The organism is Nitrospira sp. MA-1 (assembly GCA_032139905.1).
Classification (GTDB): Bacteria; Nitrospirota; Nitrospiria; order Nitrospirales; family UBA8639; genus Nitrospira_E.
The window spans coordinates 41,504-61,621 of record JAQJDB010000006.1 but is presented as its reverse complement, the minus strand read 5'-3'; the positions used below and the strand labels follow the sequence as shown (position 1 = coordinate 61,621).

19 protein-coding genes and 1 tRNA gene are annotated in these 20,118 nt (G+C 51.0%); 16 read left to right on the top strand and 4 right to left on the bottom strand.

The genetic code is table 11. From position 1 onward, the window contains the following. The first annotated feature begins 98 nt into the window (after positions 1–98). The 4 genes from PJI16_07710 (at position 99) to PJI16_07695 (ending at position 5,994) form a co-directional block, all read left to right on the top strand. Complete coding sequence (locus PJI16_07710; protein MDT3777444.1) at positions 99–1,475, top strand: outer membrane protein transport protein; 1,377 nt, start codon at positions 99–101, stop codon at positions 1,473–1,475. Positions 1,476–1,567: 92 nt separating this feature from the next. Next, on the top strand, positions 1,568–3,928 hold the full coding sequence (locus PJI16_07705) for a GAF domain-containing sensor histidine kinase (GenBank protein MDT3777443.1): 2,361 nt from the start codon (positions 1,568–1,570) through the stop codon (positions 3,926–3,928). Between the two features lie 458 nt (positions 3,929–4,386). Beyond that, the gene (locus tag PJI16_07700) at positions 4,387–5,241 is read left to right on the top strand and encodes a shikimate dehydrogenase (GenBank protein ID MDT3777442.1); all 855 of its coding nucleotides are present in this window, start codon (positions 4,387–4,389) and stop codon (positions 5,239–5,241) included. Positions 5,242–5,487: 246 nt separating this feature from the next. Beyond that, positions 5,488–5,994 (top strand): shikimate kinase, encoded by a 507-nt coding sequence (locus tag PJI16_07695; protein ID MDT3777441.1) that lies wholly within the window; start codon positions 5,488–5,490, stop codon positions 5,992–5,994. Positions 5,995–6,231: 237 nt separating this feature from the next. On the opposite strand, the gene PJI16_07690 is transcribed toward PJI16_07695, so the two are convergent. After that, positions 6,232–6,498: a hypothetical protein gene (locus PJI16_07690; protein ID MDT3777440.1), complete on the bottom strand. Its 267-nt coding sequence runs from the start codon at positions 6,496–6,498 to the stop codon at positions 6,232–6,234. Positions 6,499–6,987: 489 nt separating this feature from the next. On the opposite strand from PJI16_07690, the gene PJI16_07685 reads away from it, so the two are divergent. From PJI16_07685 to PJI16_07635, 11 genes are all read left to right on the top strand, one after another. Beyond that, positions 6,988–7,485 (top strand): MEKHLA domain-containing protein, encoded by a 498-nt coding sequence (locus PJI16_07685; protein ID MDT3777439.1) that lies wholly within the window; start codon positions 6,988–6,990, stop codon positions 7,483–7,485. Between the two features lie 166 nt (positions 7,486–7,651). Continuing rightward, positions 7,652–8,713, top strand: coding sequence for a glucokinase (glk, locus tag PJI16_07680; protein ID MDT3777438.1), 1,062 nt, complete (start codon positions 7,652–7,654; stop codon positions 8,711–8,713). A 155-nt stretch (positions 8,714–8,868) separates the two neighbouring features. After that, the gene (rpiA, locus tag PJI16_07675; protein MDT3777437.1) at positions 8,869–9,570 is read left to right on the top strand and encodes a ribose-5-phosphate isomerase RpiA; all 702 of its coding nucleotides are present in this window, start codon (positions 8,869–8,871) and stop codon (positions 9,568–9,570) included. 48 nt (positions 9,571–9,618) lie between these two features. Then, a complete protein-coding gene (locus tag PJI16_07670; protein MDT3777436.1) occupies positions 9,619–11,274 on the top strand; it encodes a DegQ family serine endoprotease in 1,656 nt (551 codons plus the stop codon). Positions 11,275–11,367: 93 nt separating this feature from the next. After that, the gene (locus PJI16_07665; GenBank protein MDT3777435.1) at positions 11,368–11,736 is read left to right on the top strand and encodes a cupredoxin domain-containing protein; all 369 of its coding nucleotides are present in this window, start codon (positions 11,368–11,370) and stop codon (positions 11,734–11,736) included. 181 nt (positions 11,737–11,917) lie between these two features. Next, positions 11,918–11,995: transfer RNA gene (locus PJI16_07660), tRNA-Glu, on the top strand. 118 nt (positions 11,996–12,113) lie between these two features. Continuing rightward, entirely contained in the window at positions 12,114–13,205 is a 1,092-nt protein-coding gene (locus tag PJI16_07655; protein MDT3777434.1) for a deoxyhypusine synthase family protein, read from the top strand. Positions 13,206–13,281: 76 nt separating this feature from the next. Further along, the gene (locus PJI16_07650; GenBank protein MDT3777433.1) at positions 13,282–13,932 is read left to right on the top strand and encodes a DsbA family protein; all 651 of its coding nucleotides are present in this window, start codon (positions 13,282–13,284) and stop codon (positions 13,930–13,932) included. 172 nt (positions 13,933–14,104) lie between these two features. Further along, positions 14,105–14,365 carry a hypothetical protein gene (locus PJI16_07645; protein ID MDT3777432.1) on the top strand — a complete coding sequence of 87 codons (261 nt, stop codon included), beginning with the start codon at positions 14,105–14,107 and terminating at the stop codon, positions 14,363–14,365. Between the two features lie 32 nt (positions 14,366–14,397). Further along, positions 14,398–15,831 (top strand): aldehyde dehydrogenase family protein, encoded by a 1,434-nt coding sequence (locus PJI16_07640; protein MDT3777431.1) that lies wholly within the window; start codon positions 14,398–14,400, stop codon positions 15,829–15,831. Positions 15,832–16,070: 239 nt separating this feature from the next. Next, positions 16,071–16,661, top strand: coding sequence for an arginine decarboxylase, pyruvoyl-dependent (locus PJI16_07635; GenBank protein ID MDT3777430.1), 591 nt, complete (start codon positions 16,071–16,073; stop codon positions 16,659–16,661). Between the two features lie 154 nt (positions 16,662–16,815). Here the strand turns inward: PJI16_07635 and xth are convergent, their stop codons facing one another. Beyond that, complete coding sequence (xth, locus tag PJI16_07630) at positions 16,816–17,592, bottom strand: exodeoxyribonuclease III (protein ID MDT3777429.1); 777 nt, start codon at positions 17,590–17,592, stop codon at positions 16,816–16,818. 111 nt (positions 17,593–17,703) lie between these two features. Here xth and PJI16_07625 point away from each other — a divergent pair, with 111 nt between their 5' ends. Beyond that, positions 17,704–18,324 (top strand): hypothetical protein, encoded by a 621-nt coding sequence (locus PJI16_07625; GenBank protein MDT3777428.1) that lies wholly within the window; start codon positions 17,704–17,706, stop codon positions 18,322–18,324. Positions 18,325–18,381: 57 nt separating this feature from the next. Here the strand turns inward: PJI16_07625 and PJI16_07620 are convergent, their stop codons facing one another. Together PJI16_07620 and PJI16_07615 are read right to left on the bottom strand one after the other, a co-directional pair. Then, positions 18,382–18,927 (bottom strand): DUF2726 domain-containing protein, encoded by a 546-nt coding sequence (locus tag PJI16_07620; GenBank protein ID MDT3777427.1) that lies wholly within the window; start codon positions 18,925–18,927, stop codon positions 18,382–18,384. A gap of 39 nt (positions 18,928–18,966) precedes the next feature. Then, entirely contained in the window at positions 18,967–20,118 is a 1,152-nt protein-coding gene (locus tag PJI16_07615; GenBank protein ID MDT3777426.1) for an anhydro-N-acetylmuramic acid kinase, read from the bottom strand.

The following is a 20,118-nucleotide window of genomic DNA, read 5'->3' as shown; positions in this document are numbered from 1 at the left end:
TTTACTCGTTGCTCATCCCTGATCAAGATTGCTATCTTCTCTTGTTTTTCATAGACTTCCCGGAATTTCTGATCGGTTTCCGTTCTCAAGGAGGAGACGTGACGACATTGATCTATTGCCGGCTTGTGGTTTTTTGCCTCTTCCTTGGGCTCCTCAATACTTTCATCATTCCCCAAACAATACATGCTGAAGGATTTCGTATCCTCGATCATAGCGCTTCGGCTACGGGCCAAGGGGCTGCCTTCACCGCCCAAGCCGATGATGCGTCTGCCCTTCACTATAACCCAGCGGGCATGACCCAATTGAAAGGCATTCAATTTTATGCGGGGACCCTCTTGATCGGAGGTACGGTTCGATTTAAAAGTGATCTGGGACCAAACGTGAAGGGTGGAGTTGGTGGGACCATCGCCAATCCCCCACCCAGCACCTTGTTTCTCACCGCGAACCTCCCTGCCTTAGGCTTCGACAATCTCCCGAATTGGACCGTAGGAATCGGGGTGACCACCCCGTATGCCCTGAAAGTCGAATATCCCGATGATAGCCTGATTTCTCCCATACTCACGAGTGCGTCCCTTCCCCTTATCGATATCAAGCCCACTCTGGCCTACAAGGTCAACGACTATATCGCTGTTGGAGGCGGGCTGGATATTTATACATTTGCCAGCTTTATTGGAGAAGGTCAGGCAGAACTCCAACAAAATGCGGCACCAGGCAATGCGTTTGGTATACCCGCCGGAACAGGCCTGGAAGCGAACGGGTCCGACACCGCCTTGGGATTTAACGCCAGTGTTCTTTGGACACCTTTTCGTAATCAGGACGGTCATCCACTCGTCAATCTCGCATTTGTCTATCGCAACGGACCCAATTTGGACCTCAAAGGAGATTTTTTAGCCGGAGGAACCCGACTCGCCGGTGCCGCCACAAACATTGAACTCCCCGATATTTACACGTGGGCCATCGCCGCATGGCCTATTCGGAACGCGCAACATGAGTGGAAGGTCGAAGTCGATCTCGACTATGCGGATTGGTCAGGGTTCAAAGACCTCAATCTGCAACTCTCTAATGGAGCTGCCATCCAAAATCCCCGCGACTATGGAGATGCCTGGGTCCTTATGGTGGGAACGGAATTCAAAGCCCTCTCCCCCTCTGCGCTCCCCCATTGGGATGTGGCCTTTCGAACGGGATACGTCAGATCGGAAAGTCCTATTCCCGACCGGACATTCGAGCCTGCGGTTCCAGATTCCGACTTCAATGCCTTTTCAGCCGGGATGGGATTTCTCTGCCATGGTCCAGGGAAATTTTTGGGGATACTCCCCTGTGACATTTTTGGGGCGAAAGCCATCGGGGTGGATTTAGCCTATCAAGCGTTACTGTATGATGAACGGAATGTTCAGAATAACCAACAACCTTTGTTAAACGGTAAATGGGATACCACCCTCCACGTCGGAGCCGTGTCCCTGCGAATGAGTTTCTAATGCCTCTTCCCTGATTTTTGTCCCCCCTTCACCATTTTCTCCGATTCCATTACAGTCCCTCTACCGGTTTACCTTCTTTATAAGGGATGCTTATGCCGCTCTTGCCAAAATCCCATCGCATTCTGGAACGTCCACTCATGGAGTTTCGTCCATTCGGGAAGGATACTCAGGCCGCAACCATTCAGGATGTGAGCGGGATCGCTATTCGCGCCAATCTTGAATATCTTGAAGAGGCCATAAAGCAACGTCAGGGACCCGAGGCGGCAGAGGCGGCGTTGGGCACTCTTGTCGCCTTGCTGAACGAGCGAATTCCCGACCGGACCTATCATGTGACCGTCGATTTCCTCAAGAACCACTGGAACAGCTATTCCTATGAGTTTGCCATGTTTTTGGCCGAATTTTCTGTTCAGCTCTCGCATGAAGAGAATTTCCACTTTAATCTGGGACGGGAAAAATTTCTCTCGCCCATTATTCAAATCCTCGGGCGACCCTTTTCCATAGCCCAGATCTACCGCCTCTTCCCCCACTTTGTGGAAAAATTCACCAAAGGTTCGCTCAAGCCGGAGGTCGTATCGGTCACCAATGGCCATGCCGTGATGCGGCTACAATTGTCCGAATCCACGATCAAACAGTTCGGACCGTATCTGCAGGGCTGTGCTGAACGAATATGCCACACCACAAAGGCAACTGTTGCCGAAGTCCCGGCCCGCATGTTTGGAAAACGGGCTGCCACCATCCAGGATCGGAGCTGTATCGCCGAGGGTGCCCCCTATTGCGAATGGGCCTTTACCTGGGACCCCGAGCGCCGGACCATGCGGGGATGGATTGTGGGAGGCCTCGCATTGGGGCTTGCCACGGTCGCGCTCTTGAGGGTGTTTGCTCCCGAGCAGTCCTGGTGGATCAGTGCCGGACTCTCCCTGCTCCCCTTGCTCATCCTTCCCTTGGCAAAACGGCTATGGGATGACCGACTCGAGCTTCAAGAGCGCGGGAAAATCATTCAAGAACAATTGGAGTCGGCTGAACAACGGCACGAAGAATTACGGGAGGCCTATCTCGCACAAGAGCATACCTTGATCGAGATCCGACGACGAGTCGATGAATTAACCATGCTGCATCAACTCACCCTCCACATCGGCTCAACCCTGGACCGGGAAACCATTATTGGATCAGGACTTAAAGCCATTGTAGGCTCCCTCTCCTTTGAGCATGCCTGGGCGGCCGTATGGGACGCACCACATCAACTCTTTCACAAGATTCAATCAGAAGGCATGTCGGCACAGTGGAATACCTTGACTCACAACACCCACATTCCCTCAGCACCACAGGATCTCCTTCACAGAACCCTCCACACGAAAGAACCCATCGTCATTGAAGACATCACGGATATTCTGAGTCAGTGCCATCCCATCACTCGACAGATATTGGCGCAAGCCGGGACGAAAAGCGGATTCTCGGTTCCCCTGATTAGTCAGAATCAACCACTTGGTGTGCTGATCATCGGTAGTACCCACCGGAAACCCATACCCATCACCGAACAAAACTTATTATCCACGGTCGCGCACGAAATGGCGATTGCCCTTGATACGGCATTAGCCTATGACGAAATTGAAGCCTTGAATATCGGGTTAGAAAGCAAAGTGCAGGAGCGAACACTGGCATTACAACAGGCCAACACAGACTTGGAATCCGCCAACCACCGGCTCAAGGAACTTGACCGGATGAAATCCCAATTCCTCTCGCATTGCTCTCATGAATTGCGCACACCCTTAACCTCGATTAAAGGATTCACGGAAAATCTGCTTCATGGAATGGTGGGCCCTCTAGCCGAACGCCAACACCTCTACCTCACCAGAATCAGTGCGAACGCCAATCGACTTACCCGTATGATTGCCGACCTTCTCGACTTGTCTCGTATTGAGGCAGGAACCGTCCGGTTAGCGCATGCATCGGTGTCACTGTCCGAACTCCTTGAGGACGTGACGCAGGAATTACTCCCGCTCACCCAGACCAAGGCTCAACACCTGACGGTCGAACTCACAGAAAACAATTTGACCGCCTGGGGCGATCAGGACCGCCTCCACCAAATCGTCACCAATCTCGTCCACAACGCCCATAAATTTTCGCCACCAGATGGGCGCATCTTGGTAAGAGCCTCTCCCGCTCCTCCGGATCACATCTTCCTTACCATCTCCGATACCGGCCCGGGGATTCCTCAGGAAGCTCAAGCCAGCCTCTTTCAACCATTTTTCCAGGCTCACCGGATACCGGAAATCGGCACACAGGGCCTGGGGTTGGGACTCTCAATTGTGAAACAATTGGTGGAACTGCACGGTGGGACGATCTCTGTGGAGAGTCAGCCCGGAGAGGGTGCCACGTTTCGCCTTCGCCTTCCAGGAGTCTGCCCTTCAACGCATTCACCCTCCACTCAAGCCTTCCATGAACCTCCCATCTAAGAATGCTCTCAATACTGCATACCTCAATACCATTCCCTCAGAACCCTTTCCTCTAATCGACCTATCACAGGTCGGCAGAAAATTCCTTCCAATCCCTCAGGATTTTTATCGCCCTACCGATAAACGTGGATAGTATTGCTTACGACATTATTGGAAGGGAGGTGGAACCATGAAAAAAGTCGCGAAAAAGAAACCGGCAAAAAAAGCCGCCGTGCGAATGAAAAAATCTCCGGCAAAAAAAAAGGCGTCACGATAACGCCCCCGGACATCACACTGTGTAGATCCGGGGAGTCGAATCTACTCCCCGGATTACACGCTCCCTTCTCTCAACCCTAATTTCACTTCCTCATTCATCTCGACCTCCCAGACAACGTTCGCATTCACACAAGTTGAGTTTCCAGCCAGGTTATGTGATAACTCTCGATCACTATTTCCCATCTATTTCGAGAGCACCTGTTATGGACATTAATACACAAACCCAACTCTGCGGCCTGTTAGGCAATCCTGTTGATCACTCCCTTTCTCCCGCTATTCATAATGCAGCCTTTCGTGAATTGGGATTAAATTTTGTCTATCTGGCCTTTCCCGTCCAGGATCTTGAACGAGCCGTTCTAGGCATCAAGGCATTAGGCCATGTCCGGGGACTCAGCGTGACCATTCCGCATAAAGTCACCATTCTACCTTTGTTGGATACCGTCGAAACCACCGCGAAGCACATTGGCTCGGTGAATACCATCATCAAAGACCGTGGCCTGTTAGTGGGCTCCAACACTGACGCATCCGGCGCCCTCCAAGCCTTAGCGCAAGGTGGAGTGGAACGCACCGGACAACGGGTCGTCATTCTAGGATCGGGTGGAGCCGCTCGCGCCATTGCCTTCGGTCTCTGCGTGGAAGGCAAAATTGAACATCTCACCCTCCTTGGTGTTGATGATCAGGAACGGACAACCTTGGCGAGAGACCTCAAAGCCAAAACTCCCATCCTTTTGCATGACGCCTCCCTAACACCCGAAACCTTGCATTCCGCCTTGGGGCAAGCCCAACTACTCATTCATTGCACCCCCATTGGCATGCACCCAAAGATTGATGAAAGCTGTGTCCCCAAGCATCTGTTACACCGTGATCTGACGGTGATGGATATTGTCTACAACCCGCTCAATACGCGTTTATTACAAGACGCGCAGGCCGCCGGATGCCGCACCATCCAAGGTATCAACATGTTTCTCTATCAGGCTGTCGGGCAGTTTGAACTTTGGACTGGCAAATCCGCACCGACCGAGGTAATGCGTAACGTGCTCACCTCCCACTTCACTTGAATAATGAATTCGAGTCCGGATATGGCTCCCAGCGTCAATGAGAGTCCTTTCCAGGGAGATTTTCAGAGGAGAAAGAATAGCCGTGGCGACATTCTCGCAAAGATGTCCCCTGCCCGAAGGCTGGAACAAAAATTTCCCTGGTGCCCTCTCCGGTATTGCCAACCGCTTTAAAGAGAAATTACTTTCCCGTTACGGGCCAATCTGTCCGAACATGTTTTTCAACCAACACTTCAAAGCAGGAGATGTATGAATATTGTCTTAATAGGTTACAGAGGAACAGGAAAAAGCACTGTGGCAACAATTTTGGGACAACGCCTCGGACGAACGGTCATCTCCACTGATGAGGAAATCGTCAAGGAGGCGAAGCAATCCATTCCACAGCTTATCGAGCAATTCGGGTGGGATCATTTCCGCAATCTTGAAACGGGAGTATGTCAAAAGCTTACCGGTCAGGAGAATCTGGTCATCGACACGGGCGGGGGACTCATCCTGAAGGAAGAAAACGTCAGAATGCTGAAAGAGAATGGAAAGATTTTCTGGTTGACTGCCGAAGTTTCAACGATTGCCAGCCGGATATCCGGCGATACGCAGCGGCCCTCGCTGTCAGGAACTAAGTCCTTCGTGGAAGAAATAGAAGAAATTCTTGAAATTCGCACACCACATTACCAAGCCGCCGCCGACCATGTGATTCCAACCGACCAAATTTCCCCTGAACAAATTGCTGATGCCATTCTTTCCCACATTTCGATCTAGAATTTCAGTCAGGGGACTGGACAGCAGGGATCGGTCAGTACTAAAAAAAAGAGCTTAAGAAACTGCGCTGAGCTTACATACTTGTCCGCCTTTTCTACGGTGTCGGCTGTACGGCTTCGCCACGCCACAGACCAGGTTCTCTTTCAATCCTCGCCCCATTGGGGAGAGGAGAAGCCAAACAGTTAAGAATTGGGTAATAAAGCAAACTAATGCAGTTAACCAACTATGGTATCCATGTCATTTTTGGAGATGCCGGGTTTCGCCCCGGCGAACGAGGTCCTTTTGTTTCGGCAAAAGGACCCAAAACCATCGTGGCCGTGGCGTGGCCCTTCGAGTGCCCTGCGCCGTATCGCCGACTCCGGCGGCGCGCAAACTCGCTGCGCTCAAACAATGCGCGCCTTCCTCCGAAGTCGGCAACACGGCTTGGCCTCGCCACAAGGCCACGGGATTCCAATGATGCTCTGACCTTCTGTGACGAATCTCGGCATCACAAAATTCGCTCATGCTGCTTTGGAACGTGGGAATTGAATACCCACTTCACCCTTCTTTGCCTCATCCGACGCCTGCTGACAGGCTCAAGGGACGGACGCTCTGATGATTCAGCAGACCTTGTCTGAGCGCAGCGAGTTGGTCTGCTCTCCTGAGGCTCGCGTCTGTCCCATCCAATGAAGCCTGTCTGGGCGTCACTGGTTTTGGCCACTTTTGCCGAAACAAAAGTGGCTCGGCTGGCGGGACGAACCCCCGCACCAAAAATATCAAGAAGGCGCCGGTTCCTTTTTTAGATTCAAGTCATCCTGGCCCAGGGAAACATACCCCAGCATTGCCACCACCGGACCACCTCAGATGGTTTCGAATTGAAAGATGCATGATTGCCAGCCCTGTGCCCGAATGCGCTTTTCGCTGGTTTGGAAAATTAGTAATGCTTGGTCCTTTTCAACGAATAAATAAGAGCATTACACTGCTTTTGATTCGACGCTCCGCATCATCACCTGTATGAATCCCCTCACTGACAAACAAATGAATCCGTTAACCGATCATTGGCGAAGACCATGGGTAATCGAATGGACCCAATACTTGTTGGATAGTTATGCCTATTGGCTGAAAAAAGAACTGATTCCCCGTGAAGGTACTTTACTGGAACAGGCGGAAGGCCTGTTTACCTGCCCATTTGTGGTGGTCTCTCATGGACTGCAGGATGATCCTATCCTCAATTATGGAAACCGGACCGCGTTAACCTTGTGGGAAATGGATTGGGACCAACTGACCCATACGCCCTCCCGGCACACGGCCGAGCCTGTGAATCGTGAAGAACGTGCCCACATGCTGCATCAGGCCAAAACCAAGGGGTTCATTGCTGATTATCGTGGAGTCCGGATCTCCCGATCCGGAAAACGGTTTTTAGTGGAACGCGCCACGGTTTGGAACATTCGCAAACCCGATGGAACCCCGCTCGGACAGGCGGCCACCTTTTCAACCTGGACGTTCCTTTAGGTAGGCGAACGTCTCCTTCTCACCTCATTTTCTGACCTTTTCCTTGGCATACCGCTCTGCCAGGAGAGGCTATCCAGACTCTGGCTTGCCCTGAGTATTTTACCTGGGCTATGGTGCCGCAAGACTGATAATTGATGCTTTAAGTAATATTTACGGGAAACAAGTCATGATTTTAGCAGCTGATGTTGGTGGGACAAAAATCAACCTGGCCCTGTTTGACTGGGATAAGGAACGGGTCGACCCTATTCGGGAAGATACGGTTTGGACCGCTGATTACGAGTCTTTCGAGGAAGTGTTGACCGAATTTCTGGAAGAACCGACTTCTACCGACACCGAATCGGAGGAAATCCCGGACGACAGCGATGCCCTTTCGTCTGAACCCACTACTCCTTCTCCACTGGGACCCCTAACCGCCGCTTGTTTTGGGGTGCCGGGACCGGTCTTGAATAATACCTGCAAAACCACAAATATTCCGTGGATCATTGAAGGCGACAAACTCGCGGAGTTCCTGAATATTCCACATGTCCGTTTGTTAAATGATTTGGAAGCCACCGGCTATGGACTCCAGCTTCTTCGACCGGATGAACTCGAGGATCTCAACCCGAACGCTCCTTCTCCCCCACCTGACGGCACAAAGGTGTTATTGGCCGCTGGAACAGGTCTGGGAGAATCGCTGTTGCTGTGGACAGGGAAGGATTATCACATCTGTCCGTCCGAGGGGGGACATTCGGATTTCGCACCCAATAACGATCTGGAGATCGATCTGCTGCGGTATTTGCGCACCAGCTATTTACATGTGAGTTACGAACGGGTTCTTTCCGGGCCCGGGCTCCATAGCATTTATCAATTTTTCCGGGACACCAAGAAAAACGAGCCCACCTGGTTTGCCGAAAAGCTTCCCACCGGCGATCCCGCAGCATTGATTACGGAAGCCGGATTGACGGGTAAACCGGATATTTGCAAAGAAGCCCTCCAGCTCTTCGTCTCTATTTACGGGGCCGAAGCCGGCAATATGGCACTCAAAACCCTGGCAATGGGCGGCGTCTATCTTGGCGGGGGCATTGCCCCAAAAATCATATCAGCCTTACGAGAAGACACTTTTATGAAAGCCTTTCTGGCAAAAGGCCGGTACAAACGATTACTGGCCAAGGTACCCGTTCGGGTGATTTTGAATCCCCATACCGCGTTGCTCGGAGCGGCCTCCCTCGCTGCCCGCATGGCCGGCTAATAGCATGGATTCAAAACCTCTCCTGGGCATTCGTCAGGACTCACAACCTCCCTCCTCAATCCGATGCAATGATGTCAGATCTCTTCATCTGTTTTTTTCTAACCAATCGTATTCGGTCGTTTGCCATTGAATAATTCTCGTGAGTAAGACCCTCTATGTCATCTTCATCGACGCCATTGACACCCGATCAACAAAAAGCCCAAGCCGCACTGAAAGCCCTGGAATTTATACATGATGGGCAGATCTTGGGACTCGGCACCGGTTCCACGGTCCATCATTTTTTGGCGGCCTTAGGGCAGCGCGTCCAACAAGGATTACGAGTCCGTGGCGTGCCAACCTCAGAAGCCACAGCGGTCTATGCCAAACAATTGGGTATTCCTTTACTGAACGATGAGGAAACCTGGGACATTGATGTGGCGGTGGATGGCGCCGATCAGGTCGACCCTCAACTGAATCTGATAAAAGGAGGAGGAGGGGCGTTAATGCGGGAAAAAATTGTGGCGAACGCTGCTCGGCAATTCATTGTTATTGTGGATCAGGCTAAACAGGTGCCCCATCTTGGACTTCCTTTTCCCTTACCAGTTGAGATTGTGCCATTTGGCTGGCGAACAACTCAACGGCATCTTGAGAATCTGGGATGGCCTTCACCTTTGCGTTACAAAGACGGCCAGCCTTTTCTCACAGACAATGGCCATTATATAGCGGATCTCCAAATTCCTGAAATTAACGACCCTTCCGCACTCGATTCATCCATCAGTCAAATTCCGGGGGTAGTTGAATCTGGGCTCTTCCTGATGATGACATCCTTGGTGATTACAGGCACGAATAGTGGTCCAATGCTCCATCGCGCATCTTGAGTCAGGGGGCTTTTTTGGTAAAATAAAAAGAATTTTGGTGGCCGTTAAATGCCAGCACCCTTGCATCCTGAGCAGGGACAAGGCTCCCGAAATCAACAATTTGCGTTTGATGACTCTCCTCACCAACATAAGGAAAAGGAATTCTGCATGAGAGGACAATATCCGGGGAAAACATCCCCTGGGAGAAACAGATACCATATTTGGGTGGTCGCGATTGCGGTGGGCCTCCTTGGAGTCACCCAGATTCAATGCTCCCAGGCTCCATCCTCCACCCCTGCTGAGCCTCCCCCATCCATAACCGCAGCCCCAAATGGAACCGATGTGCCTGTTGCGGTCGTCCATGCAGCTGATTCGTCTCCCGTGGTTAAGGCATCCACCCCTCTTCTAGCCTCCAACGAAACCTTTGTTAAAATCGCCAAAGAGGCTATGGCCTCGGTCGTGAATATCTCCGCGACCAAACGCACCGTCCAATCTCAAGGCACGAATCCCCTGCTTGAAGATCCATTTTTCCGGAGGTTTTTTGGAGAGGAATTTGAGCGGCGGTTTAAACAACCACGCGAACGGCAGGAGCAAGGCTTAGGCTCCGGAGTGATTGTCAGCGATGACGGATACATCGTCACCAATAATCACGTCGTGGAACAGGCCGATGACTTAATGGTCCTCTTAGGAGATAAACGGAAACTTCCGGCGACACTGATTGGCACCGATCCCAAAACCGATTTAGCGGTGATCAAGATTGAAGCCACCGGATTATCTACCTTACCTTGGGGAAACTCTGTGGCACTGGAAGTTGGAGAATTGGTCCTGGCGGTCGGCAACCCCTTTGGGTTGAATCAAACCGTTACGATGGGAATTATTAGCGCCGTGGGCCGGGCCAATGTCGGCATTGTCGACTATGAAAATTTCATTCAAACCGATGCCGCCATTAATCCAGGCAATTCTGGAGGTGCTCTCGTCAATCTGCAGGGCCAACTCATTGGTATAAATACCGCCATTTTTTCCAGAACAGGCGGCTACATGGGCATTGGCTTTGCCATCCCCAGCCAAATGGTAAAAAGTGTGATGCAAAGCCTGATCGGGCATGGGAAAGTCATTCGTGGGTGGCTGGGCGTGTCGATTCAGGAATTATCCCAAGACCTCGCAACCCAATTTGATGTGCCTGATACCCAGGGCGCATTGGTGGGTGATGTGTTTAGCGAAAGCCCTGCAGGACAAGCCGGATTGAAACGTGGCGATATCATCCGCACCTACAATGGTGTCACCGTGAAAGATCCGAACCATTTGCGCACACTTGTAGCCGAGACGACACCGGAGAGCTCCATTCCCCTTGAAGTGTGGCGAAACGGAAAAATTGTCAATCTCTCGGTTTCCATCACTGAAATGCCTAAAGATACTGCAGGATTGACAGGAGAGTCTCCTAGTTCGGTCTCAGGTAACCACGCCCTTTCAGGGCTTTCTGTAGAACCCGTCCAGCCCGGACAAACACGAGATGGTCAGGGTGTAGTCGTGACCCAAATTGCCCCGAACTCTCCGGCTGAACGGGCCGGCGTTCAACCGGGTGATGTGATATTGGAACTGAATCGCTCTCCCATTGGGTCCGTGAGGGATTTCGAACAGCTTGTGAAGCGATTGGAAACTGGAACCTCCGTCTTAGTGCTCTTGCAGCGCGGAAAAGGGGCCATTTTCCTGACCATCAAACCATAGCGAAAGGGCCGGAGGCTCTCCTTCGCCAGACCTGACCACTTGAGGGCCGAACAAACCATGACATTACTTTGTTCATTCAGAACATTCCTTCAAATGAGTCAACTGCTCTGCTTCCTGGTCCTTCTGCTATTCCCCGTTTCCACGCAACCAATGTTGTGGGCCTCTTCTCCACAGATTGATATTCAATCAGCACCCCCATTTTTTTCTCCCAACCACCTGATGATCCGCTTGGATACCGCCCTCACGTGGAAAAATAACACAGGTGAAGCCCATTCCATTGTCGCAGACGACTGTCAGTCCCGTTCACGATGCTCATTTGACTCAGGAGTCATTCGTCCCGAAAATCAGTATGTCTTAACCCGGTTAGCCCCTGGTCGCTATCCTTACCATTGTGGACTCCATCCCTTCATGCGAGGCCTATTAACCGTCCAGACAACGGCCTCTCCATCCTCTGATATCTGATTTAAGATACATTTTTTTGTTCTTGCGACCGTGTTCTCCCTAGTCAACACTGGTGATTTACATTCTTGGCCCATGCATCCGCCGTTTTTTCATTGCATGCAATAAGTCCCTAATGGTACATTTCGGGCATCCCTGGTAAGGGCAGAAAAAACAAATATCAAGTAACGAACAGACTCAGACTGGTCCCATCGTCTAGGCTGGTCTAGGACGGCACCCTCTCAAGGTGCAGACACGGGTTCAAATCCCGTTGGGATCACCAATTTCTATAGGAACGGACGTTCGCCCCCTTCCTGGTTGTTCGCATTCGCACCCGTTAGAATCAGACTCCTCGTACTCCCGTCTGGTTATTTCTTTAATCTATGCCGTAAGGATCTGTGATGACGACGAGAACTTTTCACGATGGCGAAAGCGACGGGCTGGAAGCCCTGGAGGCTCTGGATCCGGAAGCGATTGAATCTTTTTCCGATCTTCTGGCGGCCATGAAAAAAACGGCCTTTGGCGGGCGCCGTCTTGGCGATGCCTTTGAGATTTTAAAAAAAATGGTCGAGGATCCTGATTGTACTGTGATCTTGACCTTGTCCGGGGCCATGACCATTGCAAAAATGGGAAAGATTATCTGCAGCATGATCGACCGAAACATGGTGCAGGCCGTTGTATCCACAGGGGCATTGATTGCTCATGGCCTGAGCGAAGCCGTAGGTAAAACGCACTATAAGTATCACCCATCCATGACGGATACCGAGCTCTATGAAAAAGGGTATAACCGGGTCTACGACACGCTGGAGATGGAAACAAATCTCAACCACGTCGAACGGGTCGTCAGTCAAACCTTAAAGCGGATGACTCCGGAAACCCCCATCTCCTCGGAAATCCTGACTCGAGAAATCGGGAAAACCCTCCACGACGATTACGAAGGCCCAGGTATTTTAAAAAGTGCCTATGAGCAGGGTGTCCCGGTCTATATCCCTGCATTTACCGATTCTGAAATGGGGCTGGATGTCTCCATTTGGGCGATGAGGGAAAAACGACAATCTCAAGCCCAACCTCCACCCGATCTCTCCGATCAGGAAACCTGGCAGCTTTTACAGCAATCTCGTCCGGCGTTTAATCCATTCTTGGACCTCAATAGTTATACGGAAAAGCTGCTGTCTGCCAAACGGCTAGGGATTTTCACCATTGGTGGCGGCGTTCCCCGGAATTGGGCGCAACAAACGCCCCCCTACATCGAGATTCTCAATCTCCGGATGGGTACACAATTAACCCCTCCGCGATACCAGTATGGTGTTCGCATTTGCCCGGAGCCCGACTACTGGGGTGGCCTCAGCGGATGCACGTATGAGGAGGGTGTATCATGGGGAAAATTTGTGCCAAGAAAAGAGGGCGGGATGTTTGCTGAGGTTTTGAGTGATGCCACAGTGGTCTGGCCACTTCTGATGATGGGACTTCTGGAAAGTGCCCGTCGCAGGTAATTCAACACCTGGCAGACGACCAACTTCTTATCTCGACATGGTCCGTCAGGAATGCAACAATATTGGTAAGGGAGTGATGATGAATATTGGCCAGTCCCTCAAATCCACCATAGCCTTCGCGATCCTTCTCGGCACCCTGCTCATCAGTCCCATGACTCATGGGAAAACTCCGGATTTTTTAATCCAGGATGATGATGTGGTGCGAGGGGATCCTAAGGCTCCGATCACCCTGCTGGAATACTCGGATTTTACTTGTGGGTTTTGCGAAAAGTTTTTTCATGAGACCTTTCCCAAATTGCTTTCAGAGTATATTGAGACCGGAAAAGTGCGGTTTGTCTATCGGGACTTCCCTCGAGGCATGGGAAGCCCACTCCGGGCAGCCGATGCGGCCCGATGCGCAGGAGAGCAGAATGCCTATTGGCCAATGCATGATCGTCTTTTTAACAGTGATGGCCAGTTGGCTCCGGATAATCTCAAGCAATATGCCAAGGACCTCAACCTCCACGTCGAGCAATTTTCTGAATGCCTGGCTTCCCATCGCTATTTGAAAGATATTGAGAAGGATTTACAGGATGCCGGATCCTTAGGAATTCGTGGCACGCCGGCATTCGTCCTCTTTCCCACAACCCTTCCGGAAGATCCTCATCTCATTTTAATTCCAGGGGCCTTTCCCTATGAGACATTCAAGGAAGAAATTGATAAGTTGCTCACGCTTCATGGAGCCTGAACCTCCTCGATTTTTTTACCGGTACCGTCCTCTACTCACATCGAAGAGACATAAATCCTTCATTCATTCGCTCTCCACGCAATTCCTCATTGATCTGACAGCGTGATTAGGTGTACATTTGCACAGGTAATTTTGACATTCATGTTTTAACTCAGAGGACGGGTTTGATGTCATGACTGAATCCCAATCTTTCTGGCCTGTTGAATGCGCACAAGGTGAACCGGACTTATTTGTGTGCTTAACCTGTTTTGATGAAGTATTCAAAGCCAAGATGCCGGTCGACGGGTGTCCGAGTTGCGGAGCCATTGCCGCATTCGAACCGTTTAGTTTAGACGCGATCAAGGAATGGGGAACGGAAAATCTCATTCAGAAAGCCGAACATTTGCCTTCCTCGTCTGATCCCGGTTCTGACCAGCCACCTTCATCAATCTAATCACCTCTATTTCACGAGGTTCTCACCTACTCATGACTGTGGCCACGGCAAAGCCAATCCTTATAGGCGGTCAATGGGTCAAGACCCCATCTGCGGAGCCGGTACGTAATCCCTACTCCAATGAGGTGTTAGCCATGGTCTGCCAGGCTGAGCCTGAGCATATACACCAGGTCACCAACTCCGCCAAACAGGTCTCATCCGAATGTGCCAGAATACCGGCACATGCCAGAGCAAAGGCGCTCCTGCACATCGCGACCGGCCTATCCACTAGACGGGAAGAATTTGCGTCCACAATTTGTCAGGAGGCTGGCAAGCCAATTTCCGACGCACGGCGTGAAGTCGACCGAGCCATTCAGACTTTTCGCCTGGCCGCAGAGGAAAGTACTCGCATCCCGGGAGAAATCCTGCCGATGGATCTCACCCCAGGAGGGGAGGCATACTCAGGATCTGTCACACGCTTCCCGATCGGAACGGTTCTTGGCATTACCCCATTTAATTTCCCTCTCAATCTGGTAGCCCACAAAGTGGCCCCTTGCCTAGCGGCGGGGAACGCGATGGTATTGAAACCAGCCCCGCAAACCCCATTAACTTCGCTCATGTTGGGAGAAGTTTTTTTGACGACGGAACTGCCTCCGGAAATGCTGACGATCATCCCCTGTTCCAATACCCTGGCAGAACAGATGGTGATCCATCCCAACTTTCAAGCCTTGAGTTTTACCGGCTCTATGACGATTGGATGGATGCTGAAAGGAAAAGCCGGATACAAACGGGTTCTACTGGAACTCGGAGGCAATGCCGGGGTGATCATAGAACCGGACGCCAATCTCGATGTAGCCATAGACCGTTGCGTGGCGGGAGGGTACGGATATGCCGGACAAACCTGCATTTCTGTGCAACGAATTTTCGTTCATGAATCGCGGTACGACGACTTTCTTAAGGCCTTTGTCGACCGCGTTCGATTATTGCCGATGGGCGATCCCTCGCTCGAGAACATTGTCGTCGGTCCCCTCATTAGCGAACAAGCCGCACGCCGAGTGGAGGCATGGATCCAAGAAGCCGTTTCGCAAGGGGCAAGAGTCATGACCGGCGGAACGCGAAAGGATTCATTCATTGAACCTGCAGTTCTGACTCACGTCAGCAACAACATGAAGGTCTGTTGCGAAGAAATTTTCGGTCCAGTGGTCACTGTCACGCCCTATGCAAACCTCGAAGAAGCATTTGCCCTTCACAATGATTCTGATTTCGGCCTCCAAACAGGAATATTCACCAGCAACATCGATGCGATGTATCAGGCATACTCACGATTAGAAGTCGGTGCGCTTCTGGTGAATGAAATTCCGACTTTTCGAGCCGATCACATGCCCTATGGAGGAATCAAACAGTCAGGATTAGGGCGAGAAGGTGTTCGATATGCTATTCAGGAATTGACCGAGCCTAAATTGTTGCTGATCAAAAGATCTTCTTGAGGCCTTCTTGTTTTTTCTTGAACGTTGAGTCCTCACGATCTTGCACCTTGCCAATCACTCTTGGTAAAAATATCCGGCTAGGTGACAAGGTTGTTCTTTCCCGTGGCCGTCCGAATCGTCCAGGATTTCGCATTTTCATACACAAATTGGAAAGCGAGGTCGGGAATCAGATTCGACGATCAAACAGGCATGTACTGCCTAACCCATTCCACCACTAACTGATTAATGAAGGAGTAGAGATGGTCCCAACGCAAATGTTTCTTACCAGAGGTGTGGGCGTCCACAAGGAAAAACTGACCTCTTTCGAAGAAGCCCTCCGGAGCGCAGGAATTGCGTATTGCAACCTGGTGACCGTCTCATCCATTTTTCCTCCAGATTGTAAAATCATCCCGAGAAAACGCGGGGAACAGTTACTCAATCCAGGCGAAATTACCTTTTGCGTCATGGCCAGATCGGACACGGATGAGCGGAATCGCTTGATTTCGGCCTCAATCGGCCTAGCCATTCCCTCTGGCAGGAAAGTCAATTACGGCTACCTGTCGGAACATCATGGCTATGGGGAAACGGACGAAGAGGCTGGAGAATATACCGAGGACCTCGCAGCCCAAATGCTCGCAACCACTCTTGGCATCAAATTCGATCCAAATGTGGCCTGGAAGGAACGTGAGCAGGTGTTTAAAATGGGAAAGGATATTGTTCGAACTCAGAACATTACCCAATCCGCCATCGGAAAACCGAACCTCTGGACTACGGTGGTTGCCTGTGCGGTCTTCATTCCTCTTGAAAACATTACTGAAGATCCAAAGCCTCGACACAAAAAATCGAAATAGGTTCGTTGATAGGGTAACCATTCGGGTGAATGCTTACTTCTGCCCTTAGGTCTTTAGCCACAAAACAAGATCCAATTCGAACATCATTTCCACGCAATAGGCTTAGGCCTTATTTACCAAGGGTCGGTTCTGAACAAGAACCGACCTTTTTCTCTTACAGTGAAAATTCCGCCCATAAAACCGTATGGTCAGATGGTGACTCCTCCCGTCGAGGCTGAACATCCACCTTCACCGTATGGGAATGGGAAAGGAGTGGAGGAGTGACCAGAATATGGTCGATTCGCCATCCACGGTTCGCCTCCAGAGCTTCTGGTCGTCGATAATCCCAAAACGTAAATTGCTGTTGATGCGGAAAATGATGTCGAAACACATCAACGAATCCCCAGGACACCGTCTCCTGATATGCCCGACGCACATCTTCATGGAAACACACATGCTTAAGATGTTTTTCGGGGCTATGCACGTCAATCGGCTCAGGAGCGACATTCATATCTCCACACCAAATCACAGGTTGACCTGTTGAGCCCACACGCGAAAAATACCTTCTCAACCTCTGGAACCACTCTAATTTATAGGCATATTTCGGGGAATCAATCAAAAAGCCCTGCGGAATGTAAGTGTTAATAATGGTGATGCCGTTGATCACCACCCGAGCCAGGCGTGCGGGATCTTCTTGTGGCTCCCCGTCATCTAAACCGAATGACACCAGTTCCGGTGGTGTGCGGGTAAAAATGGCGACCCCATTGTAGGATTTCTCACCACAAAAATTGATGTGATAGGGTAAATCGGCAAACGCTTGCAGGGGAAATTCATGATCTTGCACTTTGGTCTCTTGAAGACACATGACATCCGGATTGTGTTGCCATAACCACTTGTGAAGAATACCGATCCGTTTTCGTATAGAATTGACATTGTAGGTCGCAATTTTCATTCGTCCCGATTCTCCCCCCATTCACCATTCACGCCGCAGACATTCCTCAAAAAAGATAAAGGCCGATTCTCTTCCACAAACCATCCCTAAGTATGTGAGGTATATAAACTTATGACCACTAGTCATTCCTTCACTCCTGATGAATTAACCCTCTTGGCCGATCGCGAGTTTTTCCGTAAGAAAGCCAAGGTTTCGCTTAAAATCAAACAGATCCTGGAGGAACTCCAGGAGCGCCTTGAGGCTGAAATCGCGTTACAGCCCCTTCTCGCTCCAGAAGGATTCGATTCTCAAGCCAGGCAATTTGTCAAAGGCGAGCATCTTGAAGATTTCCCCTATCAATATGTGGATTTCCCCAGATTGTATACACGTGAAACCAAGTTTGCTTTCCGATCCTTGATCTGGTGGGGGCACCACATCGTCTTCGCCCTCATGATTGAAGGCCCGTTGATCAAACAATATCGACGCAACCTGTTTAATCGATACTTAGAGGTAGCAGACCGGGATCTCTGCCTCTGTCTCAGCCCGTCTCTCTGGGAGTGGAAATACGGACCAGGCCTCACTCTTCCCATCACACGCAGTCGACGATCAGAAATCGCCGCAACACTCGACCATCGCACGTTCTTTAAAATTGCGCGGTTTCTTCCAATCGATGATTCGGCAGTGGAAACCGGCACCATCGTTGATGAAGGGTTAAAAGCCTTTAAGGCCATCCTCCCGGTCATAAGGCCATAATCTCAGACGCCATTTCCCCCAATGGTCATTCCCACAACATGACTCCTGGTCCTATTTTTATTCTTCTTCAGCCAGGCCAAGCAATTCGGTCAGTTGATCCACGGAATAGGTCTGTGTGACCTGAAGAGTAATCGATTGAATTCCCGCTGCCTTCAACAGGGTCTCCACAAATCGATCCCGGTCCTCGCGTCCTGCCGCAGAAGGAACCTCCTTCTCCAAGGTAACCACCGTCATAGTTTTTAGGGTGCCAGGATGCGCAAGAACGACATCGCAGCGAACAGGCTGAATCGTTCGCATAACCGCTTTTCGAGCTTCTTCATCTTTATCGACAACAGACAGGACACTGAGGAGGGGGATTTTAGCCAAAATCAACATATGGTCACGGGCCGCTAGGGTAATCAGATTGTACAGTGTCGCTTCTTCCGGCGACATGAGGGGTCGAGCGGTCACCACGCTCTCAGCAGATTCAGGATTCAAAGGTGGAAGAGCCCCCGCTGGAAGGGGACGGCGCCAGATCCATCGCAACAAAAACACGGCTCCGAGTACGAAGCCAGCCAGGAGAATTAGTGAGAAGCTGTTCTGAGACATCAATTCGTCAGTCATTTCGCCAACAGGAACAATCCTTTACCAATGAGAAGCATTCTAAGGAAGTCCGTGATTGCCGGGAGTGACGGTCCCCAGAATAACCGGTTGACGAGCCCCCGTGACCTTAGGAAGATTGGCACAGACACCGTGAATGGTTTGATACGCCAGCACCGCAAAGGCCTGCGCTTCAAAGGCTTGGCTGGAGGCACCGCATTCGTCCATACATCTCACGGGAATTGGATCGAACACACCGGACAGTTCTGACCAGAGTCGAGTATTCCGCACTCCACCCCCGCCAAACACCAACTCATCAGGGATCTCCTTCGTCCATTTTTGCGAATCGTGAATTACCTGAGCAATAAACCGACAGCTCGTCGCTAAAAGGTCGGAAAAGGCCAAATGGCGACGCTGCGCCTGAGCCCACACTCGCTGGATATAGCCTTCCCCAAACATCTCACGCCCGGTGGATTTTGGGGGACGTCGAGACACATAGGGATGCGCAAGCAGCCATCGAAGCAGGCCCTTATCCACCTGACCCTTCAGGGCAAGACGACCACCCCGGTCAAATCTGGCTTGCCCCTGTGTCTCCATAGCCACCAATCCATCCAACAACATATTGCAGGGTCCTGTATCAAACGCCCGAACCGCTGCAAAGTTTCCCCCGCCGGGTAGTACGGTCACATTGGCAATCCCTCCGAGATTGACCACCATTCGTGTCGCACGTTTCTGAGCAAAAAGAAGAGCATGGACATAAGGCGCCAATGGAGCCCCCTCCCCCCCCACAGCCAGATCTCTAGCTCGAAAATCCGATACAGTCGTGACTCCGGTACGTTCCGCAATCACATTGGGATCTCCAATTTGCAGGGTCGAACGGATCTGCCCGATACCAGGCTCATAAATTGCGGCGGGCCGATGATGAATCGTTTGACCATGCGAACCAATCAACGCCACTCGTTGAGGAGAAATGCCGGAATGTTTGATGGCTAACAACGCGGTTTTGGCAAACACTTCGCCCAGGACCACATTGAGGTGACAGATTTGCCCTACGGTCCCATGCTCACACGCTTGTAAAATGAGTTGACGAAGCCTGGGAGAATAAGAACGGCCAACATGTTTGAGTAGTGAACTCTTGAGACGATGTCCGCTTCCTCGAATATCCACGACCGCTGCGTCGACCCCATCCGCCGACGTCCCTGACATTAATCCCAC